We start from the raw sequence: 17,044 nt of genomic DNA, 5'->3' as shown, positions 1-17,044 counted from the left end.
CCGGGCGCCGACTAACTCGACGCGTTGACGATGAACAGGGCGATCCAGAAGGCCAGCAGCAGGACCGGTACGTAGGCGAGCGGGCGTCGGTGGATCGGCTTGCCCGGGTCCATGACGACGCCCGTGGGGGACGGCGACGGCTGCGGCAGCCTCGCGAGACGGAAGTGGACCACCAGGTTCCACAGCAGGGTCGCCCAGCCGAAGAAGACCAGGGAGACCGGGCTCCACCAGCCGCCGGCGAGGGTCTTGGTGGTCATGTCCCGGTGGATCGCGACCCCGCAGGAGCGGCACAGCGGGCCCTCCATCTTGGAGAAGCGCATCGCGAGGACCATGCCCGTGTGCTGGCGGACGGTGATGTTTCCGGCCGGGCCGGCGCCGCAGACACGGCAGACGGGACCGGGCGCGGGGGCGTATCCCCGGGTGTGGCCCTGCGGGGCGGGGGCGTATCCCTGGGGCGCGGCGGCCTGGCCGGCACCCGGCTGCTGTGCGTACGGCTGCTGTCCGTAGGCCTGTTGCGGGTACGCCTGCTGCGGGTGGGCCTGTTGTCCGTACGGCCCCTGCGCGTGGCCCTGCTGCTGTCCGTACGCCGCGTTCGGGGCGCCATATGGCGCGGACGGGGTCCCATTTGGCGCGTAACCGTCTTGCCGGGCGTAGGGGTTGCCCGGGGCCGGGTTCTGGGGCGGGTAAGGCGTCGCCACGTGCGGGTTCTCCTTCTGTGCGCTCACCCCGGAACGCCGGACGCGCCCCTACACTGACGTGGGCGAACGGACTCCCGGGCGGCGAGGGGCGGTTGACGGTGCGTAAGGCATGGATCGTAGCGACCGTCGGCGTCGGCTCGGCCATGGCCTTCGTGATGCTGCTCGTCGTGGGCGTGTACATCGTCGCGGGGAACATCGTCAACGGAGTGGGCGGGGGTACGAAGGCGCTCGCCAAGGGGGCCGTGCCCGCCGCGTACTCGACCATCGTGCAGAGGTGGGGCAACCTCTGCCCCGCCCTCAATCCCGCGCTGCTCGCCGCCCAGCTCTACCAGGAGAGCGGGTTCAACCCGAACGCGAGGAGCGCGGCGGCCGCCGAGGGGATAGCGCAGTTCATCCCGGGGACCTGGGCCACGCACGGCGTCGACGGCAACGGCGACGGCAAGCGGGACGTCTGGAATCCGGAGGATGCCATTCCGTCCGCCGCGTCCTACGACTGCCAGCTCGCCTCGTACGTGAAGGACGTACCCGGGAATCTGACTGAAAACATGCTGGCCTCGTACAACGCGGGGTCCTACGCGGTGATCAAGTACCGGGGCGTGCCGCCGTACGAGGAGACCCGGAACTACGTCAAGACGATCACGACGCTGGAGGAGAGCTTCGCGGCGCCCGTCACCCGGGTCGATCCGTCCAAGCAGGCCGCCGGCGCCATCTACTACGCGCAGAAGAAGCTCGGCACGCCCTATCTGTGGGGCGGGGAGGGGACCAGCGCCGACAACGGGCGTTTTGACTGCTCGGGGCTGACGAAGGCCGCGTTCGAGAGTGTCGGTGTCACGCTGCCGCGGGTCGCCAACGACCAGTACAACGCGGGACCGCACCCGAAGCGGGAGGAACTCCTGCCCGGAGACCTCGTGTTCTTCTCGAAGGACCCGACCAGCTCCCGGGCCATCCACCACGTGGGCATCTACGTGGGCGGCGGATACATGATCGACGCCCCGAGGACGGGTGCCGTGATCCGGTTCGACCCGATCGACGGCACAGACTACTTCGGGGCCACGAGGGTCACCGAAGATGGCGCGAAAGCGCTCCCCACGACGGTGTGAACCGAGCGTGAACCCACCCCCTGAGCTGCAGTAATGAGTATCTCTTCGATAACGTCTGCGTGATCATTCGGTGGAGTGTGGAACGTATTAACCGGGACCGTGCGTTCCTGTTCCCGTAGTCATCTGAGCAGTTGTCTACAACGTGATCCACAGCCACGGGGGTGGTGAGCGGGCGTGCGCGAGCGCGCCCGGCAGCAGACGACGAAGGGGCCGCAGGACCATGGCTGGACTCGCCGAATCCGGGTCGAACCCCGACGTCGACCTGCTCTACGACATCAATGGCCTGGCCAAGGAAGCGCCGCACTGGTTCGACCGGGTCATGGAGTTCGTCGGGGAGTACGGGCTGCTGGTGGCCATGGTGCTGCTCGTGGTGTGGTGCTGGTGGTCCGTGCGGCGACGGGGCGCCGAGGACGCCGCGTCCTCCGTGGCCGCGCTGGTGTGGGCGCCGCTGGCCGCCGCGCTCGCGGTGCTGGTGAACGTGCCGATACGAGGCTTCGTGGAGCGGCCCCGGCCCTTCCGCACCCACCAGGGGCTCGACGTCCTGGTCTCCGGGAAGACCGACTTCTCGTTCGTGAGCGACCACGCGACGATCACCATGGCCATGGCGGTCGGGTTGTTCGTCGCCAACCGGAAGTTCGGGCTCGCCGGCATCGGGCTGGCCCTGCTCGAAGGGTTCTGCCGGGTCTACATGGGCGTGCACTACCCGACGGACGTGGTCGGCGGCTTCGCACTCGGCACGGCGGTCGCGCTGCTGCTGTCGCCTTTCGCCATGGCCCTGCTGACGCCCGTGCTGACCGCCGTCGAGCGGTCGTCCTGGGGTGGGTGGCTGGTGCGGTCCCGCTCGCGCTCGGCCCTGGGGCGGGGCGCCGTGATCCCGGGTGCCAGGTCCGAGGCGACGGGGTCGGAGGAGCGGGACCTCGCCGCCTGAGCGGTTCGCCGGGTTCTGCCGGTTTCCGCCTGGCGGGGGCAGGGGCGGTCGGTTGGCTGCGGGTTCGTCGTGGTTGGTCGCGCCCACGCGGCGGAGCCGCACAGTGATGACAGCCCCGCGCCCCTGAAGGTGCGCGGTTCCCCGCGCCTCTGAAGACGGGCGGTTTCCCGTGCCCCGGAAGACGGGCAGTGCCCCGTGCCCCGTGAAGGTGCGCGGTTCCCCGCGCCCCTTATGGCCCGGCTCGGGCTACAGCGCCTGCGGGTACGTGAAGAAGCGGTTCGGGTCGTACTGCTTCTTCACGGCCGTCAGGCGCGTCGCCGCCTCCCCGAAGTAGGCCTTGCGCCAGTTCGTCAGCGTCGGGTCCGTGTAGTTCTGGTACGCGGCGCCGGAGGCGTACGGCTGCATCGCGTTGTGGGTCGACGTCAGCCAGGACCGGGCGGAGGTGCCCGTGCTGCTGGAGCCCCAGGACGCTATGTACTGGGCCAGCATGCGGGAGCGGCGGTGGACGAAGGCCGTCGCCGTGGGGGAGACGCGGTTGACCGCGCCGCCGAGGGCCGTCAGGGCGATGCTGCCGGAGCCGCCCGGGACCGAGCTGATGCGGGTGAGCAGCGTCTGGATGCCGGCCGCGGAGATCGAGCGGTCGAAGAAGTCCGAGCGGGCCGCGTAGGTCTCCCGGCCCAGGGCGCCCTGCGGGTTGCGGTTCGGGGTGGTGCCGGGCAGGTGGCACTGGGGTTCGGTGGCGAAGGACCCGCAGCCCGCGTACGCCTCCATCGCGCCCTCGTACGTGTGCCGCTTCAGGGTGGCGCTGCGGGCCGGTGAGCCGACCTTCGAGACCAGGAAGTCGATCGCGTTCTGCAGTTCCCCGTACGTGCCGATCGAGAACGCCGCGACCGAGACGCTGGGCGAGCCGCCGTTCTCCAGGTGGCAGGAGGACCAGATCTCGTCGGGCTGGTCGGGACCCCACTCCTGCCACGCCTTCACCACGGCGGCGGCCTTCGACCAGGGCCAGGTCACGTAAGCGGACACCGCCTGCGGCGCCGGGTGCGTCTTGAACTGCAGCTCGGTCACGACGCCGAAGTTGCCGTTGCCCGCGCCGCGCAGGGCCCAGAACAGGTCCTTGTTCTCGCTCGCGTTGGCGGTCAGCTCCTTGCCGTCCGCCGTGATCAGCGTGGCCTGGGTGAGGCTGTCGCAGGTGAGGCCGTACGCCCGGGAGACCACGCCGTGGCCGCCGCCCAGGACCAGGCCGGAGACGCCGACCGAGGGGCAGGAGCCCGCGGGGATCGTCACGCCCTTCGCGGTCAGCCCGCGGTAGACGTCGATCAGCTTGGAGCCGGCGCCGACGACCGCCTGACCACCGCTCACCCGGATCTGCTTCAGCTTCGAGACGTCGACGATCAGCTTGCCGTTGCCCGAGGACCAACCCGCGTAGGAGTGGCCGCCGTTGCGGATCGCGACCTGGATGCGGTGGGCGCGGGCGTACGCCAGGGTCGTCCGGATGTCGTCGGCATGGGCGACGTAGGCCACCGCCGCGGGTTTCAGCCCGTCGAAGCGGGTGTTGTACAGCTGGTGGGCCGTGGCCCACTTCGCCTCACCCGGCCGGACCAGGGTGCCGTCGAGGTCGTGGGAGAGCGCCGTCCAGTTCGCCGGGGCGGCCGCTGCTGCGGTGGCCCGCAGTGATGTCCTGGAGGAAGATGAGGAGGCACTGGCGTCCGCGTCGGCGGATCCGCCCTTGCACGCGGTCGTGGCGACCGCGGCGATCGCGGCCGCGCCGCCTCCTATGAACGTACGACGTTCCATGTTGCGCCTCCCGATGGCTCTCGGGGAACGAGACGGCTCACCGACCCCTCGGGTTCCGAGGGAATTGTCACCCCTGTGTCACCGTGAGGCCGGAACCCTCATGTGCTCTCCCCGTGAGCATTCCGTGACCTAACCACACCGACTGCAGGGGTTCACCTCTCGTTCATTTACGGCCGTAGGTGCCTTCACCTGATCTGCCTACTTTCGGCCTTACCTGATGCGGGTCGCGCCTCTGCGGGCGTGACCCCTCGTCAATCCGGACTTCTACTCCGCACGCCGCCGTATTCAGGACGGCGGCTCCTGGAAGGAACTCTTTCAAGTGAAGCTTCAGCGCATGAATCGGCGGGCCATCGCCCTCGGTGCCATCGCCGCCTCGGGCGCCCTGGTCCTCACGGCGTGCGGCTCGGACGACACCAGCGGCAGCAACGGCGGCAGCAGCGCGCCCGCCACGGGCGCGGCCAGCTCGATCAAGTGCGACAGCGCCAAGGGCCAGCTGCTCTCGGACGGTTCGTCGGCACAGAAGAACGCGATCGACGCCTGGGTGGCGCAGTTCTCCAAGGCCTGCGGTGTGCAGATCAACTACAAGGCCGGCGGCTCCGGCGCGGGTGTCACCTCCTTCACCCAGGGCCAGCTCGCCTTCGCCGGTTCCGACTCGGCGCTGAAGCCCGAAGAGGTCACCGCCTCCAAGAAGGTCTGCTCCGGCGGCCAGGGCATCGACCTTCCGATGGTCGGCGGCCCGATCGCGGTCGGCTACAACCTCTCCGGCGTGGACAACCTGGTCCTGGACGCCAAGACCCTTGCGCAGATCTTCGACAGCAAGATCACCAAGTGGAACGACCCGGCGATCAAGAAGCTGAACCCCAGCGCGAAGCTTCCCGACCTCAAGATCCAGGCGTTCCACCGCTCGGACGAGTCCGGCACCACGGACAACTTCACCAAGTACCTGAAGGCCGCCTCCCCGAGCGACTGGACGTACTCGGGCGGTAAGGCCTGGCAGGCCAAGGGCGGCCAGTCCGCTGCGCAGTCCTCCGGTGTGGCCGCCCAGGTCAAGCAGACCAACGGCGCCATCGGTTACTTCGAGCTCTCCTACGTCGCCGACGGCGTGAAGGCCGTCAGCATCAACACGGGTGCCAGCGCGCCGGTCGCCCCGAGCAGCGACGCCGCCTCCAAGGCCATCGCCGACGCGAAGGTCGTGGGCACGGGCAAGGACCTGTCGCTCCAGCTGAACTACGCGACCAAGGCCGACGGCGCCTACCCGATCACCCTGGTCACGTACGAGATCGCGTGTGACAAGGGCAACAAGGCCGACACCCTCCCGGCGACCAAGGCGTTCCTGCGCTACATCGCCTCCGAGGACGGCCAGGGTGTCCTGGCCAACCTGAAGTACGCCCCCATCCCCGCCGACATCATCTCCAAGGTCCGTACCACCATCGAGGGCCTTAGCTGATCTGAGCGTGCGGTCCGGTCCCGGGCCTGCCCCGGGACCGGACCGCACCGTCCGGTGCACCGCCGCCATGAGCCGTATGTCGTGTACGGCTTCGCAGAACCGCACCCCGCGTGAGGTTCCGCAGACCGGAGAACCCGATGGACACTTCCACACAGATAACCGACGCTCCTCCCCCCAGCCCGCAGCCCTCCGCCGAAGAAAAGCGTGCGGCGCGCGGCGCCACCCGACCCGGTGACCGGATCTTCCTCGGTCTCTCCCGTGGGTCGGGCATCTTCCTGTTGGTGGTCATGGCCGCGATCGCGGTCTTCCTCACCTACCGTGCCTCCCTCGCCATCAGCAAGGACCACGGCAACTTCCTCACCACCTTCGAGTGGAACACCAGCCTCAACCCGCCGAGCTTCGGCATCGCCGTCCTGGCCTACGGCACGGTGATCTCCTCGATCATCGCCATGGTCATCGCGGTCCCGATCGCCGTGGCCATCGCGCTGTTCCTCACGCACTACGCCCCGCGCAGGCTGCGCGGTCCCATCGCGTACGTGATCGACCTGCTCGCCGCCGTGCCGTCCATCGTGTACGGCCTGTGGGGCGCGCTGATCCTCGTACCGCACATGAACGGCCTCTTCGGCTGGCTCAACGACTACTTCGGCTGGACCGGCATCTTCTCGTGGGAAGAGGGCGCCCCGCGCTCGATGCTCACCGTCGGCATCCTGCTCGCGATCATGATCCTGCCGATCATCACCAACGTGAGCCGCGAGGTCTTCCGCCAGGTCCCGCAGATGCACGAGGAGGCGGCCCTGGCCCTCGGCGCCACGCGCTGGGAGGTCATTCGCATGGCCGTCATCCCCTTCGGCCGCTCGGGCGTGATCTCCGCCTCGATGCTGGGCCTGGGGCGCGCGCTCGGCGAGACGATGGCCGTTGCCACCGTGCTCTCCCCCGACTTCCTGATCCACGCCAGCCTGCTCAACCCGGGCGGCGGCACCTTCGCCCAGAACATCGCCAGCAAGTTCGGCGAGGCGGACGAGTTCGGCCGTGACGCGCTGATCGCCTCCGGTCTGGTCCTGTTCGTCATCACCCTGCTGGTCAACGGCGCGGCTCGCATGATCATCGCCCGCCGCAAGGAGTACTCGGGGGCCAACGCATGAGCAACGCCGCCATCACCGAAGAACGGCCCAACAGCCTGCGCGGCGCCTCGCTGCCGAAGTGGTCGCCGTGGGCGATCGCCGCCGGCTCCCTGGCCGTGTCCGTCGGCATCGGCCTCGGCGCCGGGCTCGACAGCAAGGTCCAGTGGGGCTTGATCGCCGGCCTCCTCTTCCTCGTCGCCACGTACGGCATCGCCGCGGGCGTCGAGGGCCGCCGCCAGGCCAAGGACCGCATCGCGACCGCTCTGGTCTGGGTCGCCTTCCTGCTCGCCGTCGTGCCGCTGGTCTCCCTGGTGTGGACGACCGTCTCGCGCGGTGTGAAGGTCCTCGACATCTACTTCCTGACCCACTCGATGGGTGTGGTCGCCGACTCCCAGCCGGGCGGTGGCATCTACCACGCCATCATCGGCAGCCTGGAGCAGGTCGGTCTCGCCACGGTGATCGCCGCGCCGATCGGTGTGCTCACCGCGGTCTACCTCGTGGAGTACGGCCGCGGCGGTCTCTCCCGGGCCATCACCTTCTTCGTCGACGTGATGACCGGCGTCCCGTCGATCGTCGCGGGTCTGTTCATCCTCAGCATCATGCTGATCTTCAAGATGGAGCCCTTCGGCTTCGCCGGTTCGCTGGCCCTGGCCATCCTGATGATGCCGGTGGTCGTGCGCTCCACGGAGGAGATGCTCAAGCTCGTCCCGAACGAGCTGCGTGAGGCGTCCCTCGCGCTCGGCGTCCCGAAGTGGCGCACCATCCTGAAGGTGGTCCTGCCGACCTCCATCGGCGGCATCACGACCGGCGTCATGCTGGCCATCGCCCGTATCGCCGGTGAGACCGCGCCGGTGCTGCTGCTGGTGTTCGGCAACCGGTTCATCAACAACAACCCGTTCGAGGGTGCGCAGCAGTCGCTGCCGCTGTACATCTATCAGCAGTACTCGCAGAGCGCAGGCGCGAACGCGGCGTACGACCGAGCCTGGGCGGCGTCGCTCACGCTGATCGCCTTCGTGATGATCCTCAACCTCGCGGCCCGCGGCATCGCCCGCTGGAAGGCCCCGAAGTCCGGTCGCTGACGCGGCCATACAGCGACCAGATTCCCCCTCGAAAGAAGCAGTGATTTCCATGGCCAAGCGAATTGACGTCAGCGGCCTCAGCGCCTACTACGGCTCCTTCCGGGCCATCGAGGACATCTCGATGACCGTCGAGCCCCGCACCGTCACGGCCTTCATCGGCCCGTCCGGCTGCGGCAAGTCCACCTTCCTGCGCACCCTCAACCGGATGCACGAGGTGACGTCGGGCGGCCGGGTCGAGGGCAAGGTCATGCTCGACGACGAGAACCTGTACGGCGCCGGGGTCGACCCGGTGGCCGTGCGGCGTGAGGTCGGCATGGTCTTCCAGCGTCCCAACCCGTTCCCCACGATGTCCGTCTTCGACAACGTGGCGGCCGGTCTGCGCCTCAACGGCTCGTACAAGAAGAGCGAGCTCAGCGACATCGTGGAGAAGTCGCTCAAGGGCGCGAACCTCTGGAACGAGGTCAAGGACCGCCTCAACAAGCCCGGCTCGGGTCTGTCCGGTGGTCAGCAGCAGCGTCTGTGCATCGCCCGCGCGATCGCGGTCGAGCCGAAGGTGCTGCTCATGGACGAGCCCTGCTCCGCCCTCGACCCGATCTCCACCCTCGCCATCGAGGACCTGATCGGTGAGCTGAAGGAGCGCTTCACGATCGTCATCGTGACGCACAACATGCAGCAGGCGGCGCGTGTCTCGGACCGTACGGCCTTCTTCAACCTCGCGGCGGTCGGCCAGCCCGGCAAGCTGATCGAGATCGATGACACGGAGCGGATCTTCTCCAACCCGTCGGTCCAGGCGACCGAGGACTACATTTCCGGCCGCTTCGGTTAGGCCGTGACCGGACCCCCCGCGGTGCTGCATGGCGGTGCCACCGTGGGGACGGTGAAGGGCCCGCCCCTGTTCTGGGGGCGGGCCCGTCGTCATTGTGTGGGGGTGCGGGGGGTGTGTTTTGTGCGGGTGAATGGGGGTGCGCGTCCCTGGGGGCTCCGCCCCCAGACCCCCCGATCGGCCTTCGGCCTCGTCCTCAAACGCCGGACGGGCTGAGAGGCGCCGACCGGCGTCGCAGAAGCTCCGGTGGGATCAGAAAAATCCCTGCGGGGGCAGGGAAGCCTGCTGGCCGGGACGCCCGTCAGGGAGCGGAACCCGCTGGGGAACGGGGGGCCCGCGAGGGAATGGCGAGCCTGCTGGGCCAGGGCGCCCGCCAGTCCAGGAGAGCCTGCGAGGGCCAGGGCGCCTGCGGGGGAGCGGAAGCCTGAGGCCAGGGAAGCCTGCCGACCGGGACGCCCGTCAGGGAGCGGAACCCGCTGGGGAACGGGGAGCCCGCCAGAGAACGGAAACCCGCGCGGCAGCGCAAGCCCGCGCGGCCGGGAAACGTCCTACAGGAACGCGAGGTCCACGACGCCGAATGCTCCCGCTGCTACCAGCGCCGCAGCAGGCATCGTGATGAACCAGCCCATGACGATGTTCTTGGCGACGCCCCAGCGCACGGCGTTCACGCGCTTCGTGGCGCCGACGCCCATGATCGCCGAGGTGATGACGTGGGTCGTGGAGACCGGGGCCTTGAAGAGGTAGGCGGTGGTGAACATGATCGCCGCACCGGTGGTCTCCGCGGCGAAGCCCTGCGGCGGGTCGAGTTCGATGATCTTCCGGCCCAGCGTGCGCATGATGCGCCAGCCGCCCGCGTACGTGCCCAGCGACAGCATCACGGCGCAGACGATCTTCACCCAGACCGGAATCGGGTCGCCGTACGTCTCGTGGCCGGAAATCACCAGGGCCATCACCACGACACCCATGGTCTTCTGGGCGTCCTGGAGGCCGTGGCCCAGTGCCATGCCGGCCGCGGACACCGTCTGCGCTATCCGGAAGCCCCGCTTGGCCTTGTGCGGGTTGGACCGGCGGAAGATCCACATGATCGCCGCCATCACCAGATAGCCGACGAGCAGGCCGACGACCGGGGAGACGAACATCGGGATGACGACCTTGTCCAGGACGCCGCTCCAGTACACGGTCGTGCTGCCCGCGAGCGCCGCGCCCACCATGCCGCCGAACAAGGCGTGCGAGGAGGAGGACGGCAGGCCGAAGTACCAGGTGATCAGGTTCCAGGTGATGGCGCCCACGAGTGCGGCGAAGAGGATGGCCATCCCCTTCGAGCCCGACGGCGTCGCGATCAGGCCCTCACTGACGGTCTTGGCGACCCCGGAGCCGAGGAAGGCTCCGGCGAGGTTCATCACGGCCGCCATCGCCAGCGCGGCCCGGGGCGTGAGCGCCCGGGTGGAGACGGACGTGGCGATCGCGTTCGCCGAGTCGTGGAAGCCGTTGGTGTAAGTGAAGAAGAGCGCGACCGCGATGGTCACGACCAGAGCGAAGGTGTCCATGAAGGAGTCAGGACTCCTTGACGGCGATGGTCTCCACCGTGTTCGCCACGTGCTCGAAAGCGTCGGCGGCCTCTTCCAGCACGTCCACGATCTGCTTGAGCTTGAGCACCTCGATCGCTTCGTACTTGCCGTTGAAGAGATGCGCGAGGAGCTTGCGGTGGATCTGGTCGGCCTGGTTCTCCAGACGGTTGACCTCGATCCAGTACTCGGTCAGGTTGTCCATGGTGCGCAGGTTCGGCATGGCCTCGGCGGTCAGCTCGGCCGCCCGCGAGAGCACCTCGATCTGCTGCTCGACGCCCTTGGGGAGTTCCTCGACGTTGTAGAGGACGACCAGGTCGACGGCCTCCTCCATGAAGTCCATGATGTCGTCGAGGGACGACGCGAGGTTGTAGATGTCCTCGCGGTCGAAGGGCGTGATGAACGAGGAGTTCAGCTGGTGGAAGATCGCGTGCGTGGCGTCGTCACCCGCGTGTTCCGCTGCCCTCATACGCTCTGCGATCTCGGCCCGGCCGGCGGTGTCCGCCCCGAGCAGTTCCATCAGGAGCTTCGAGCCCGTGACGATGTTGTCCGCGGATGCGGCGAACATGTCATAGAAGCTCGTCTCCCTGGGGGTCAGACGAAAGCGCACGTGGGGTCCTCGGGATGCATCGGTTTCGGTCAGGCTGATGCTAGGCGCATCATCCAGCCACTGCTAATGGGCCGTCCTCCAGTGTCGCCCATCGTGCAGAGCGATCGGCACGGGGGCTGTACGGGGGTCAGGTGCAGGCGTTGGCCAAGGGCCCTATACCCAGCAAAGTTCGATACCATATACCCACCTGGGGTATATGTCCGCACGTCTTGCGGGAGGACGCGATGACGACCACCGAGGCCGGCGCGACGGCGCCCTCCGACAACAGCACGCAGAGCACGAACGGCACGAACGGCACGACGTACGGGTATCACAAGCAGAAGGACGAGCATCTCAAGCGCCTGCGCCGCATCGAGGGGCAGATCCGCGGTCTGCAGCGGATGGTCGACGAGGACGTCTACTGCATCGACATACTCACCCAGGTGTCCGCCTCCACCAAGGCCCTGCAGTCCTTCGCGCTGCAGCTCCTGGAGGAACACCTGCGCCACTGCGTCGCCGATGCCGCGGTCAAGGGCGGCGACGAGGTCGAGGCGAAGGTCGAGGAGGCGACGAAGGCGATCGGGCGGCTGCTGCGCACCTGACGCCCGCCGGGCGAAGGCCTGGCAGAGACGCCTCCGGCTAGTCGCCGGAGGCGTCGCGCTCCTCGGTCACTTTCAGCACCTCGTCGATGCTCTCAAGGCTGAGCCGGTCCTCGGCGGCCGAGGCCGCGATGATCAGCTCTCCGCACAGCTCGATCTCGGCGAGGGCCACGTGGTCCTGAACTGCCGTACCGCCGACCGGAGCCACGTGCATCACCTCTTCTCTGCCGTTACCGACTTCCTAGAGTAGGGAGCGGCCTACACACCGCGCATGGCACGGACGGGCTAGTTCTTGACGCCCCCGGCGTCACCCACCACGCGGCCCTACTGCTCGGCGATCTTCCCTGCGTAGATGTCCTTCGACGCCGGCAACCGTACGTCGACGCGGACCCCGAAGTCGTACAGCAGCGTCGTCGAGGCGACCGCGACGGTGTCCTTGCGGTGGCCGTTGACGAAGCTGAAGCGGTGCCGGATCTTGCGGATGCGGCCCTGGTCGTCGAGGTAGACGTCGAACGGGACCTCGGCCGTGGCGAACCCTTTCGCCGCCGTGGCCAGGGACTCTCGGACGCCTTCCGATGCGCCCTTCGCGGCGCTCGCCAGGTCGGCGGTGCCGCGGTAGTGCCGCACCGCGACCCCGGCGAGTCGGGTCCGGCCGACGTACGTCGCCGTGCGCGTGCCGAGCAGCAACTCGGCCGCGGTGTACGGGTCGGTGACGCCGCCGGTCACCAGGTTGCCGTCGGAGAGGTCGGTCGTGTCGACCCGTACCCACTTGTCGGCGGGCACGCCCGCACCCCGGTTCTTCATGAACAGGGCGCCGGGCGCGAGGAGTTCGGTGATCGGCCGGTGCTCGGCGGTGCCGGCCGGGGTCTGCGGGAGCTGCACCTTCAGCCGGCCGAGCCGGCGGCGGTAGTCGTAGTCGCCCTCGCCGCGGATGGTGACGCGGGTGCCGCCGGTGGCCATCTCCATCGACGTGGTGGCCCTCGACGTGCCGGATTCCACCAGGGTGTTCGCGGCGCGGTGCAGGATCTCGACGGGGTCCGCGGCGCGGGAGTCCACTGCGGCGGAGCGGGTGCCGGAGCAGCCGCCGGTCCCCACGCAGACACAGACCATGAGTCCTGCCGTGACGACCGTGCCTCTGTGCTGCCGCTCCGCCATCGCCTGCTACCCCCAGCCGGTACGTCCGTCACGGGCCCCCTGTCGTTCCGCTTAACGACGGCCGGAGGGGGCCGTCACGCGTAGAGGGAGCCCGCTGCCGACGGCAGGCGATGGCTGCAGGTGAGGGATGCACCAGTGAGGGCTGGGTAACGTTGTCTGTGTGGCGCAGCAAGAACATCGTACGACGACGGTCGAACAGGGCCGGTTCTGTATGGCACGGTGCAGCTGCGGGTGGCGTGGCCCGGCTCGCAGAGCCCGCAGCCTGGCCCGGGCCGACGCCGAGGGCCATCTGGACGGTTACTGATCAGAGGGTTCTGTCCGGTCCGGCATGACGCAGGACGGTCAGCAGTTCGTCCACGAGGGTGCGGTCCCGGTACTGGGTCAGACGGCTGCGGGCCGCGGCGGGGGAGAGCCACAGGACGCGGTCCACTTCCGTGTTGGGAGCGAAGCTTCCCGAGACCGCCTCGGCCGCCCAGTAACGGACCTGTTTGGGGCGGCCGTTCGCGAAGTAGCGCACCGTGGACAGCTCGGCGCCCGGGTCCGCGGTGTAGCCCGACTCCTCGGCCACCTCGCGCAGCGCGCCGGTCAGATGGTCCTCGCCGCGCTTGAGCTTGCCCTTGGGCCAGGACCAGTCGTCGTACTTCGGCCGGTGGACGAGGCAGATCTCCAGATCGCCGTCGACCGGGGAGCTGCGCCACAGGACGCAGCCCGCGGCCTGGATGAGGGTGTCGTCGGCGTGGGTCACGGGTGGTTCACCGTCTCCTTCGACAGGGGTTGCGGGCGCCGGGGTCACCGGCTCAGGGCGTGCTCACCGCCTGCTTCTGCCAGCACTGCTGGAAGGCGAAGCGGGCCGCCTCCACCTCGTGCCGCTGATCTGCGTGAAGTACCCCGAGCGAGTACGCCGTCGCCGGGGCGATCCGAGGGGTGCGGGCCGCCGAGGCCGCGGCGGCCGCCGCCTCCGAGGCGTCGCGGTGCCGGTCGAGGGCCTGGCCCGCGGTCAGCAGGCGGACGTCGATCGGGCCGTCCGTGCCGTGGAGGGTCTCGCGGGCGTAGCGGTCCAGGCGCAGGAGCAGGCGGACCTGGTGCCAGGGGGTGTCCTGGGGGTGCGGGGCCGGATCCGGGGAGAGGCCGTGGATCAGCGCCTCCGCGTTGTAGGGGCTGCCCGCGGTGACGAGGGGGAGCGTGGTCACGGCGTCCGACAGGCGGTCCTCGGCCGCGGCGGCCAGGACGCACAGGTCGGTGGTGGCGGCGCCGGGGGTGAGGGGGACTTCGCTGGCCAGGACGGCGACCTTGTCCGCGACGGCGTGGAAGCGGCTCGACCCCAACGCCTGGAGGGCGGTGCTGTGGGCTCGGGTCCGGGCGAGGGTGAGCTGGCGTTCGAGCAGGGCTCCGGCTTTGGCCGCGCCGACGGTCAGGTTGCCCCGGTCGGTGGTGGCCGCGGCCGTGGCGGGTCCGCCGGTGGCCGGTCGGCCGGCGGTCGAAGAAGGTGCCGCGGTCGCCGACTGCGCAGGGAGCACCGCTGCTCCGGACAGCCTGTGCAGCGCCAGCAGCAGCCGCTCCAGCCGGGCCGCGTACGCGTGCTCCATCGACAACGTCCCTGACAGCCAGGCCAGTTCGGGTCGCAGTCCCTCGGACCAGTCGGTCTCCAGCAGCGGGCGGAAGGTGTGCAGGCTGCCGCTGATGCGGCGGACCGAGCGGCGCAGGGCGCGCGCCGCGTCGACGGGATTCTCCGCGCCGTTGCCTGCCGCGGGGCCGGTCTCCCGGTGGAGCCGCAGGGCGCGGAGGAACTCCGTGGCCTGGGCCCGCAGGTAGCCCGCGAGGGCTTCGCCTGTGGGGGGACCTCCCACTCGGGTGGAGCCGAGAGCGGGGGCGGGCCCGGCCGTGGGGTCCGTCGGGTCAAGGTGTTGCTGTGCCACGCCGGCGCCTCCGGGCGTCTATGAGCATCTCCTGGACGTTGCGCAGGGGCGCGCCGTCCGCGTCGGTGGCGTGCCGGATCCACTCGCCGTCCGGGCCGAGATGCCAGGAGGAGGTGGTGTCGGACATACCGGTCTCCAACAGCCGGTTCAGGGCTGCGCGGTGGGCCGGGTCGGTAACCCTGACCAGGGCCTCGATACGGCGGTCGAGGTTGCGGTGCATCATGTCGGCGCTGCCGATCCACACCTCGGGTTCGCCGCCGTTGCCGAAGGCGAAGACACGGGAGTGTTCGAGGAAGCGGCCGAGGATCGAGCGGACCCGGATGTTCTCCGACAGGCCCGCGACGCCCGGGCGGATCGCGCAGATGCCGCGCACCCAGACGTCGACCGGCACGCCGGCCTGGGACGCGCGGTAGAGCGCGTCGATGAGCGCCTCGTCGACCATCGAGTTGACCTTGATGCGGATGAAGGCCGGACGCCCCGCACGGTGGTGCTGGGCCTCCTTGTTGATCCGCGAGATCAGGCCGTCACGAAGGGACTTGGGGGCGACCAGGAGGCGGCGGTAGGTCTCCCGGCGGGAGTAGCCCGACAGGCGGTTGAAGAGGTCCGAGAGGTCGGCGCCCACCTGCGGGTCGGCCGTCAGCAGGCCCAGGTCCTCGTAGAGGCGGGCCGTCTTGGGGTGGTAGTTGCCGGTGCCGACGTGGCTGTACCGCCGTAGCGTGTCGCCCTCCTGACGGACCACCAGGGACAGCTTGCAGTGCGTCTTGAGGCCGACCAGGCCGTAGACGACGTGGCAGCCGGCCTCCTCCAGCTTGCGCGCCCACTTGATGTTGGCGTGCTCGTCGAAGCGGGCCTTGATCTCGACCAGGACGAGGACCTGCTTGCCGGCCTCGGCGGCGTCGATGAGCGCGTCGACTATGGGGGAGTCGCCGGAGGTCCGGTACAGGGTCTGCTTGATGGCCAGCACGTCGTCGTCATCGGCCGCCTGCTGCAGGAAGGCCTGCACCGACGTCGAGAAGGAGTCGTACGGGTGGTGCAGCAGCACGTCCCGGGTGCGCAGGGCCGCGAAGATGTCGGGCGAGGACGCCGACTCGACCTCGGCCAGGTCACGGTGGACGCCGGCGATGAACTTCTTGTACTTGAGCTCGGGCCGGTCCAGGGAGGCGATGCGGAACAGGCCCGTGAGGTCGAGCGGACCCGGCAGCGGGTAGACCTCGGCCTCGCTGATCTTCAGCTCGCGCACCAGCAGGTCGAGGACCTCGCGGTCGATGGACTCCTCGACCTCCAGGCGCACCGGCGGCCCGAAGCGGCGCCGCATGAGCTCCCGCTCCAGGGCCTGGAGGAGGTTCTCGGCGTCGTCCTCCTCGACCTCCAGGTCCTCGTTGCGGGTGAGGCGGAAGGCGTGGTGCTCCAGGACCTCCATGCCCGGGAACAGCTCCTCCAGATGGGCGGCGATGACGTCCTCGATGGGGACGTAGCGGCCGGGGGAGCTCTCCAGGAAGCGGGACAGCAGCGGCGGGACCTTGACCCGGGCGAAGTGCTTGTGGCCGGTGACGGGGTTGCGCACGACGACCGCGAGGTTCAGCGAGAGACCCGAGATGTACGGGAAGGGGTGCGCGGGGTCGACGGCGAGGGGGGTCAGGACGGGGAAGATCTGGTGCCGGAAGAGGGTGAAGAGGCGCGCCTGTTCCTTCTCCGTCAGCTCCGCCCAGCGGACCAGGTGGATGCCGTCCTCCGCGAGCGCGGGGGCGACGTCCTCGTGGTAGCAGGCGGCGTGCCGGGCCATGAGCTCGCGCGAGCGGGCCCAGATCATCTCCAGCACCTCGCGGGGCTGGAGGCCGGAGGCGGAACGGGTGGCCACGCCGGTGGCGATACGGCGCTTCAGTCCGGCGACCCGGACCATGAAGAACTCGTCCAGGTTGCTGGCGAAGATCGCGAGGAAGTTGGCCCGTTCGAGCAGCGGGGTGTTCGGGTCCTCGGCGAGTTCGAGGACCCGTTCGTTGAACGCGAGCCAGCTGCGTTCCCGGTCGAGGAACCGTCCCTGCGGCAGTTGGGGCCCGTCGTACGGTGATTCCTCGTAGGCGTCGAGGTCCGCATCGATGTCGGGTTCCAGGTCGGATACCACGGCCGACACGGTGTGCGGGCGGTGCGCGGCTATGGAGCCCACGGAGGGCTGCGCGTGCTGGACCTGTGCCTGGGCGGTTTCTGGCTGGCTCATGAACCCATTCTT

16 protein-coding genes are annotated in these 17,044 nt (G+C 69.3%); 7 read left to right on the top strand and 9 right to left on the bottom strand.

Features of this window, described 5'->3' with window-relative positions; genetic code table 11:
* Window positions 1-11 precede the first annotated feature (11 nt).
* Window positions 12-698 (bottom strand): hypothetical protein, encoded by a 687-nt coding sequence (locus ACYUED_RS20190; protein WP_491293680.1) that lies wholly within the window; start codon window positions 696-698, stop codon window positions 12-14.
* Between the two features lie 92 nt (window positions 699-790).
* Between ACYUED_RS20190 and ACYUED_RS20185 the strand changes: the two genes are divergently transcribed.
* Both ACYUED_RS20185 and ACYUED_RS20180 read left to right on the top strand, forming a co-directional pair.
* Window positions 791-1,798, top strand: a complete 1,008-nt coding sequence (locus tag ACYUED_RS20185) for a C40 family peptidase (RefSeq protein ID WP_491293679.1) — start codon at window positions 791-793, stop codon at window positions 1,796-1,798.
* Window positions 1,799-2,018: 220 nt separating this feature from the next.
* Complete coding sequence (locus ACYUED_RS20180; RefSeq protein WP_491293678.1) at window positions 2,019-2,726, top strand: phosphatase PAP2 family protein; 708 nt, start codon at window positions 2,019-2,021, stop codon at window positions 2,724-2,726.
* A 246-nt stretch (window positions 2,727-2,972) separates the two neighbouring features.
* Here the strand turns inward: ACYUED_RS20180 and ACYUED_RS20175 are convergent, their stop codons facing one another.
* A complete protein-coding gene (locus ACYUED_RS20175) occupies window positions 2,973-4,523 on the bottom strand; it encodes an FAD-binding oxidoreductase (protein ID WP_491293677.1) in 1,551 nt (516 codons plus the stop codon).
* Window positions 4,524-4,842: 319 nt separating this feature from the next.
* On the opposite strand from ACYUED_RS20175, the gene pstS reads away from it, so the two are divergent.
* The 4 genes from pstS to pstB all read left to right on the top strand — a co-directional run bounded on the left by pstS (window position 4,843) and on the right by pstB (window position 8,996).
* Entirely contained in the window at window positions 4,843-5,970 is a 1,128-nt protein-coding gene (gene pstS / locus ACYUED_RS20170) for a phosphate ABC transporter substrate-binding protein PstS (protein ID WP_491293676.1), read from the top strand.
* A gap of 137 nt (window positions 5,971-6,107) precedes the next feature.
* Window positions 6,108-7,112, top strand: a complete 1,005-nt coding sequence (gene pstC / locus ACYUED_RS20165; protein WP_491293675.1) for a phosphate ABC transporter permease subunit PstC — start codon at window positions 6,108-6,110, stop codon at window positions 7,110-7,112.
* Window positions 7,109-8,170, top strand: a complete 1,062-nt coding sequence (gene pstA / locus ACYUED_RS20160) for a phosphate ABC transporter permease PstA (protein ID WP_491293674.1) — start codon at window positions 7,109-7,111, stop codon at window positions 8,168-8,170. The genes pstC and pstA overlap by 4 nt, the downstream gene beginning before the upstream one ends.
* Window positions 8,171-8,219: 49 nt before the next feature.
* The gene (gene pstB / locus ACYUED_RS20155) at window positions 8,220-8,996 is read left to right on the top strand and encodes a phosphate ABC transporter ATP-binding protein PstB (RefSeq protein WP_491293673.1); all 777 of its coding nucleotides are present in this window, start codon (window positions 8,220-8,222) and stop codon (window positions 8,994-8,996) included.
* Between the two features lie 545 nt (window positions 8,997-9,541).
* Here pstB and ACYUED_RS20150 read toward each other — a convergent pair.
* Together ACYUED_RS20150 and ACYUED_RS20145 are read right to left on the bottom strand one after the other, a co-directional pair.
* On the bottom strand, window positions 9,542-10,540 hold the full coding sequence (locus ACYUED_RS20150) for an inorganic phosphate transporter (RefSeq protein ID WP_491293672.1): 999 nt from the start codon (window positions 10,538-10,540) through the stop codon (window positions 9,542-9,544).
* Between the two features lie 7 nt (window positions 10,541-10,547).
* Entirely contained in the window at window positions 10,548-11,168 is a 621-nt protein-coding gene (locus ACYUED_RS20145) for a DUF47 domain-containing protein (protein WP_491293671.1), read from the bottom strand.
* A 224-nt stretch (window positions 11,169-11,392) separates the two neighbouring features.
* On the opposite strand from ACYUED_RS20145, the gene ACYUED_RS20140 reads away from it, so the two are divergent.
* The gene (locus ACYUED_RS20140) at window positions 11,393-11,749 is read left to right on the top strand and encodes a metal-sensitive transcriptional regulator (RefSeq protein WP_491293670.1); all 357 of its coding nucleotides are present in this window, start codon (window positions 11,393-11,395) and stop codon (window positions 11,747-11,749) included.
* Window positions 11,750-11,786: 37 nt separating this feature from the next.
* Here ACYUED_RS20140 and ACYUED_RS20135 read toward each other — a convergent pair whose 3' ends face one another.
* The 5 genes from ACYUED_RS20135 to ACYUED_RS20115 all read right to left on the bottom strand — a co-directional run bounded on the left by ACYUED_RS20135 (window position 11,787) and on the right by ACYUED_RS20115 (window position 17,032).
* Entirely contained in the window at window positions 11,787-11,960 is a 174-nt protein-coding gene (locus ACYUED_RS20135; protein WP_491293669.1) for a hypothetical protein, read from the bottom strand.
* A gap of 110 nt (window positions 11,961-12,070) precedes the next feature.
* Window positions 12,071-12,901, bottom strand: coding sequence for an SCO4651 family lipoprotein (locus ACYUED_RS20130; protein WP_491293668.1), 831 nt, complete (start codon window positions 12,899-12,901; stop codon window positions 12,071-12,073).
* A gap of 304 nt (window positions 12,902-13,205) precedes the next feature.
* Window positions 13,206-13,646: an NUDIX hydrolase gene (locus ACYUED_RS20125; protein WP_491293667.1), complete on the bottom strand. Its 441-nt coding sequence runs from the start codon at window positions 13,644-13,646 to the stop codon at window positions 13,206-13,208.
* A gap of 52 nt (window positions 13,647-13,698) precedes the next feature.
* Window positions 13,699-14,817: a CHAD domain-containing protein gene (locus tag ACYUED_RS20120; protein ID WP_491293666.1), complete on the bottom strand. Its 1,119-nt coding sequence runs from the start codon at window positions 14,815-14,817 to the stop codon at window positions 13,699-13,701.
* Window positions 14,798-17,032, bottom strand: a complete 2,235-nt coding sequence (locus tag ACYUED_RS20115; protein ID WP_491293665.1) for an RNA degradosome polyphosphate kinase — start codon at window positions 17,030-17,032, stop codon at window positions 14,798-14,800. Before ACYUED_RS20115 ends, ACYUED_RS20120 begins: the two co-directional genes overlap by 20 nt.
* Window positions 17,033-17,044 lie beyond the last annotated feature (12 nt).

It is taken from the genome of Streptomyces sp. DF42 (assembly GCF_058267695.1).
The sequence above is the reverse complement of the archived record's forward strand: the minus strand, read 5'-3'. Positions and strand labels throughout refer to the sequence as shown.

Excerpts from the sequence above, each read along its gene's own strand:
- ACYUED_RS20180 (WP_491293678.1), top strand. The coding sequence starts at position 2,019 with ATGGCTGGACTCGCCGAATCCGGGTCGAACCCCGACGTCGACCTGCTC.
- ACYUED_RS20175 (WP_491293677.1), bottom strand. The coding sequence starts at position 4,523 with ATGGAACGTCGTACGTTCATAGGAGGCGGCGCGGCCGCGATCGCCGCG.
- pstC (WP_491293675.1), top strand. The coding sequence starts at position 6,108 with ATGGACACTTCCACACAGATAACCGACGCTCCTCCCCCCAGCCCGCAG.
- pstA (WP_491293674.1), top strand. The coding sequence starts at position 7,109 with ATGAGCAACGCCGCCATCACCGAAGAACGGCCCAACAGCCTGCGCGGC.
- pstB (WP_491293673.1), top strand. The coding sequence starts at position 8,220 with ATGGCCAAGCGAATTGACGTCAGCGGCCTCAGCGCCTACTACGGCTCC.
- ACYUED_RS20150 (WP_491293672.1), bottom strand. The coding sequence starts at position 10,540 with ATGGACACCTTCGCTCTGGTCGTGACCATCGCGGTCGCGCTCTTCTTC.
- ACYUED_RS20140 (WP_491293670.1), top strand. The coding sequence starts at position 11,393 with ATGACGACCACCGAGGCCGGCGCGACGGCGCCCTCCGACAACAGCACG.
- ACYUED_RS20135 (WP_491293669.1), bottom strand. The coding sequence starts at position 11,960 with ATGCACGTGGCTCCGGTCGGCGGTACGGCAGTTCAGGACCACGTGGCC.
- ACYUED_RS20130 (WP_491293668.1), bottom strand. The coding sequence starts at position 12,901 with ATGGCGGAGCGGCAGCACAGAGGCACGGTCGTCACGGCAGGACTCATG.
- ACYUED_RS20115 (WP_491293665.1), bottom strand. The coding sequence starts at position 17,032 with ATGAGCCAGCCAGAAACCGCCCAGGCACAGGTCCAGCACGCGCAGCCC.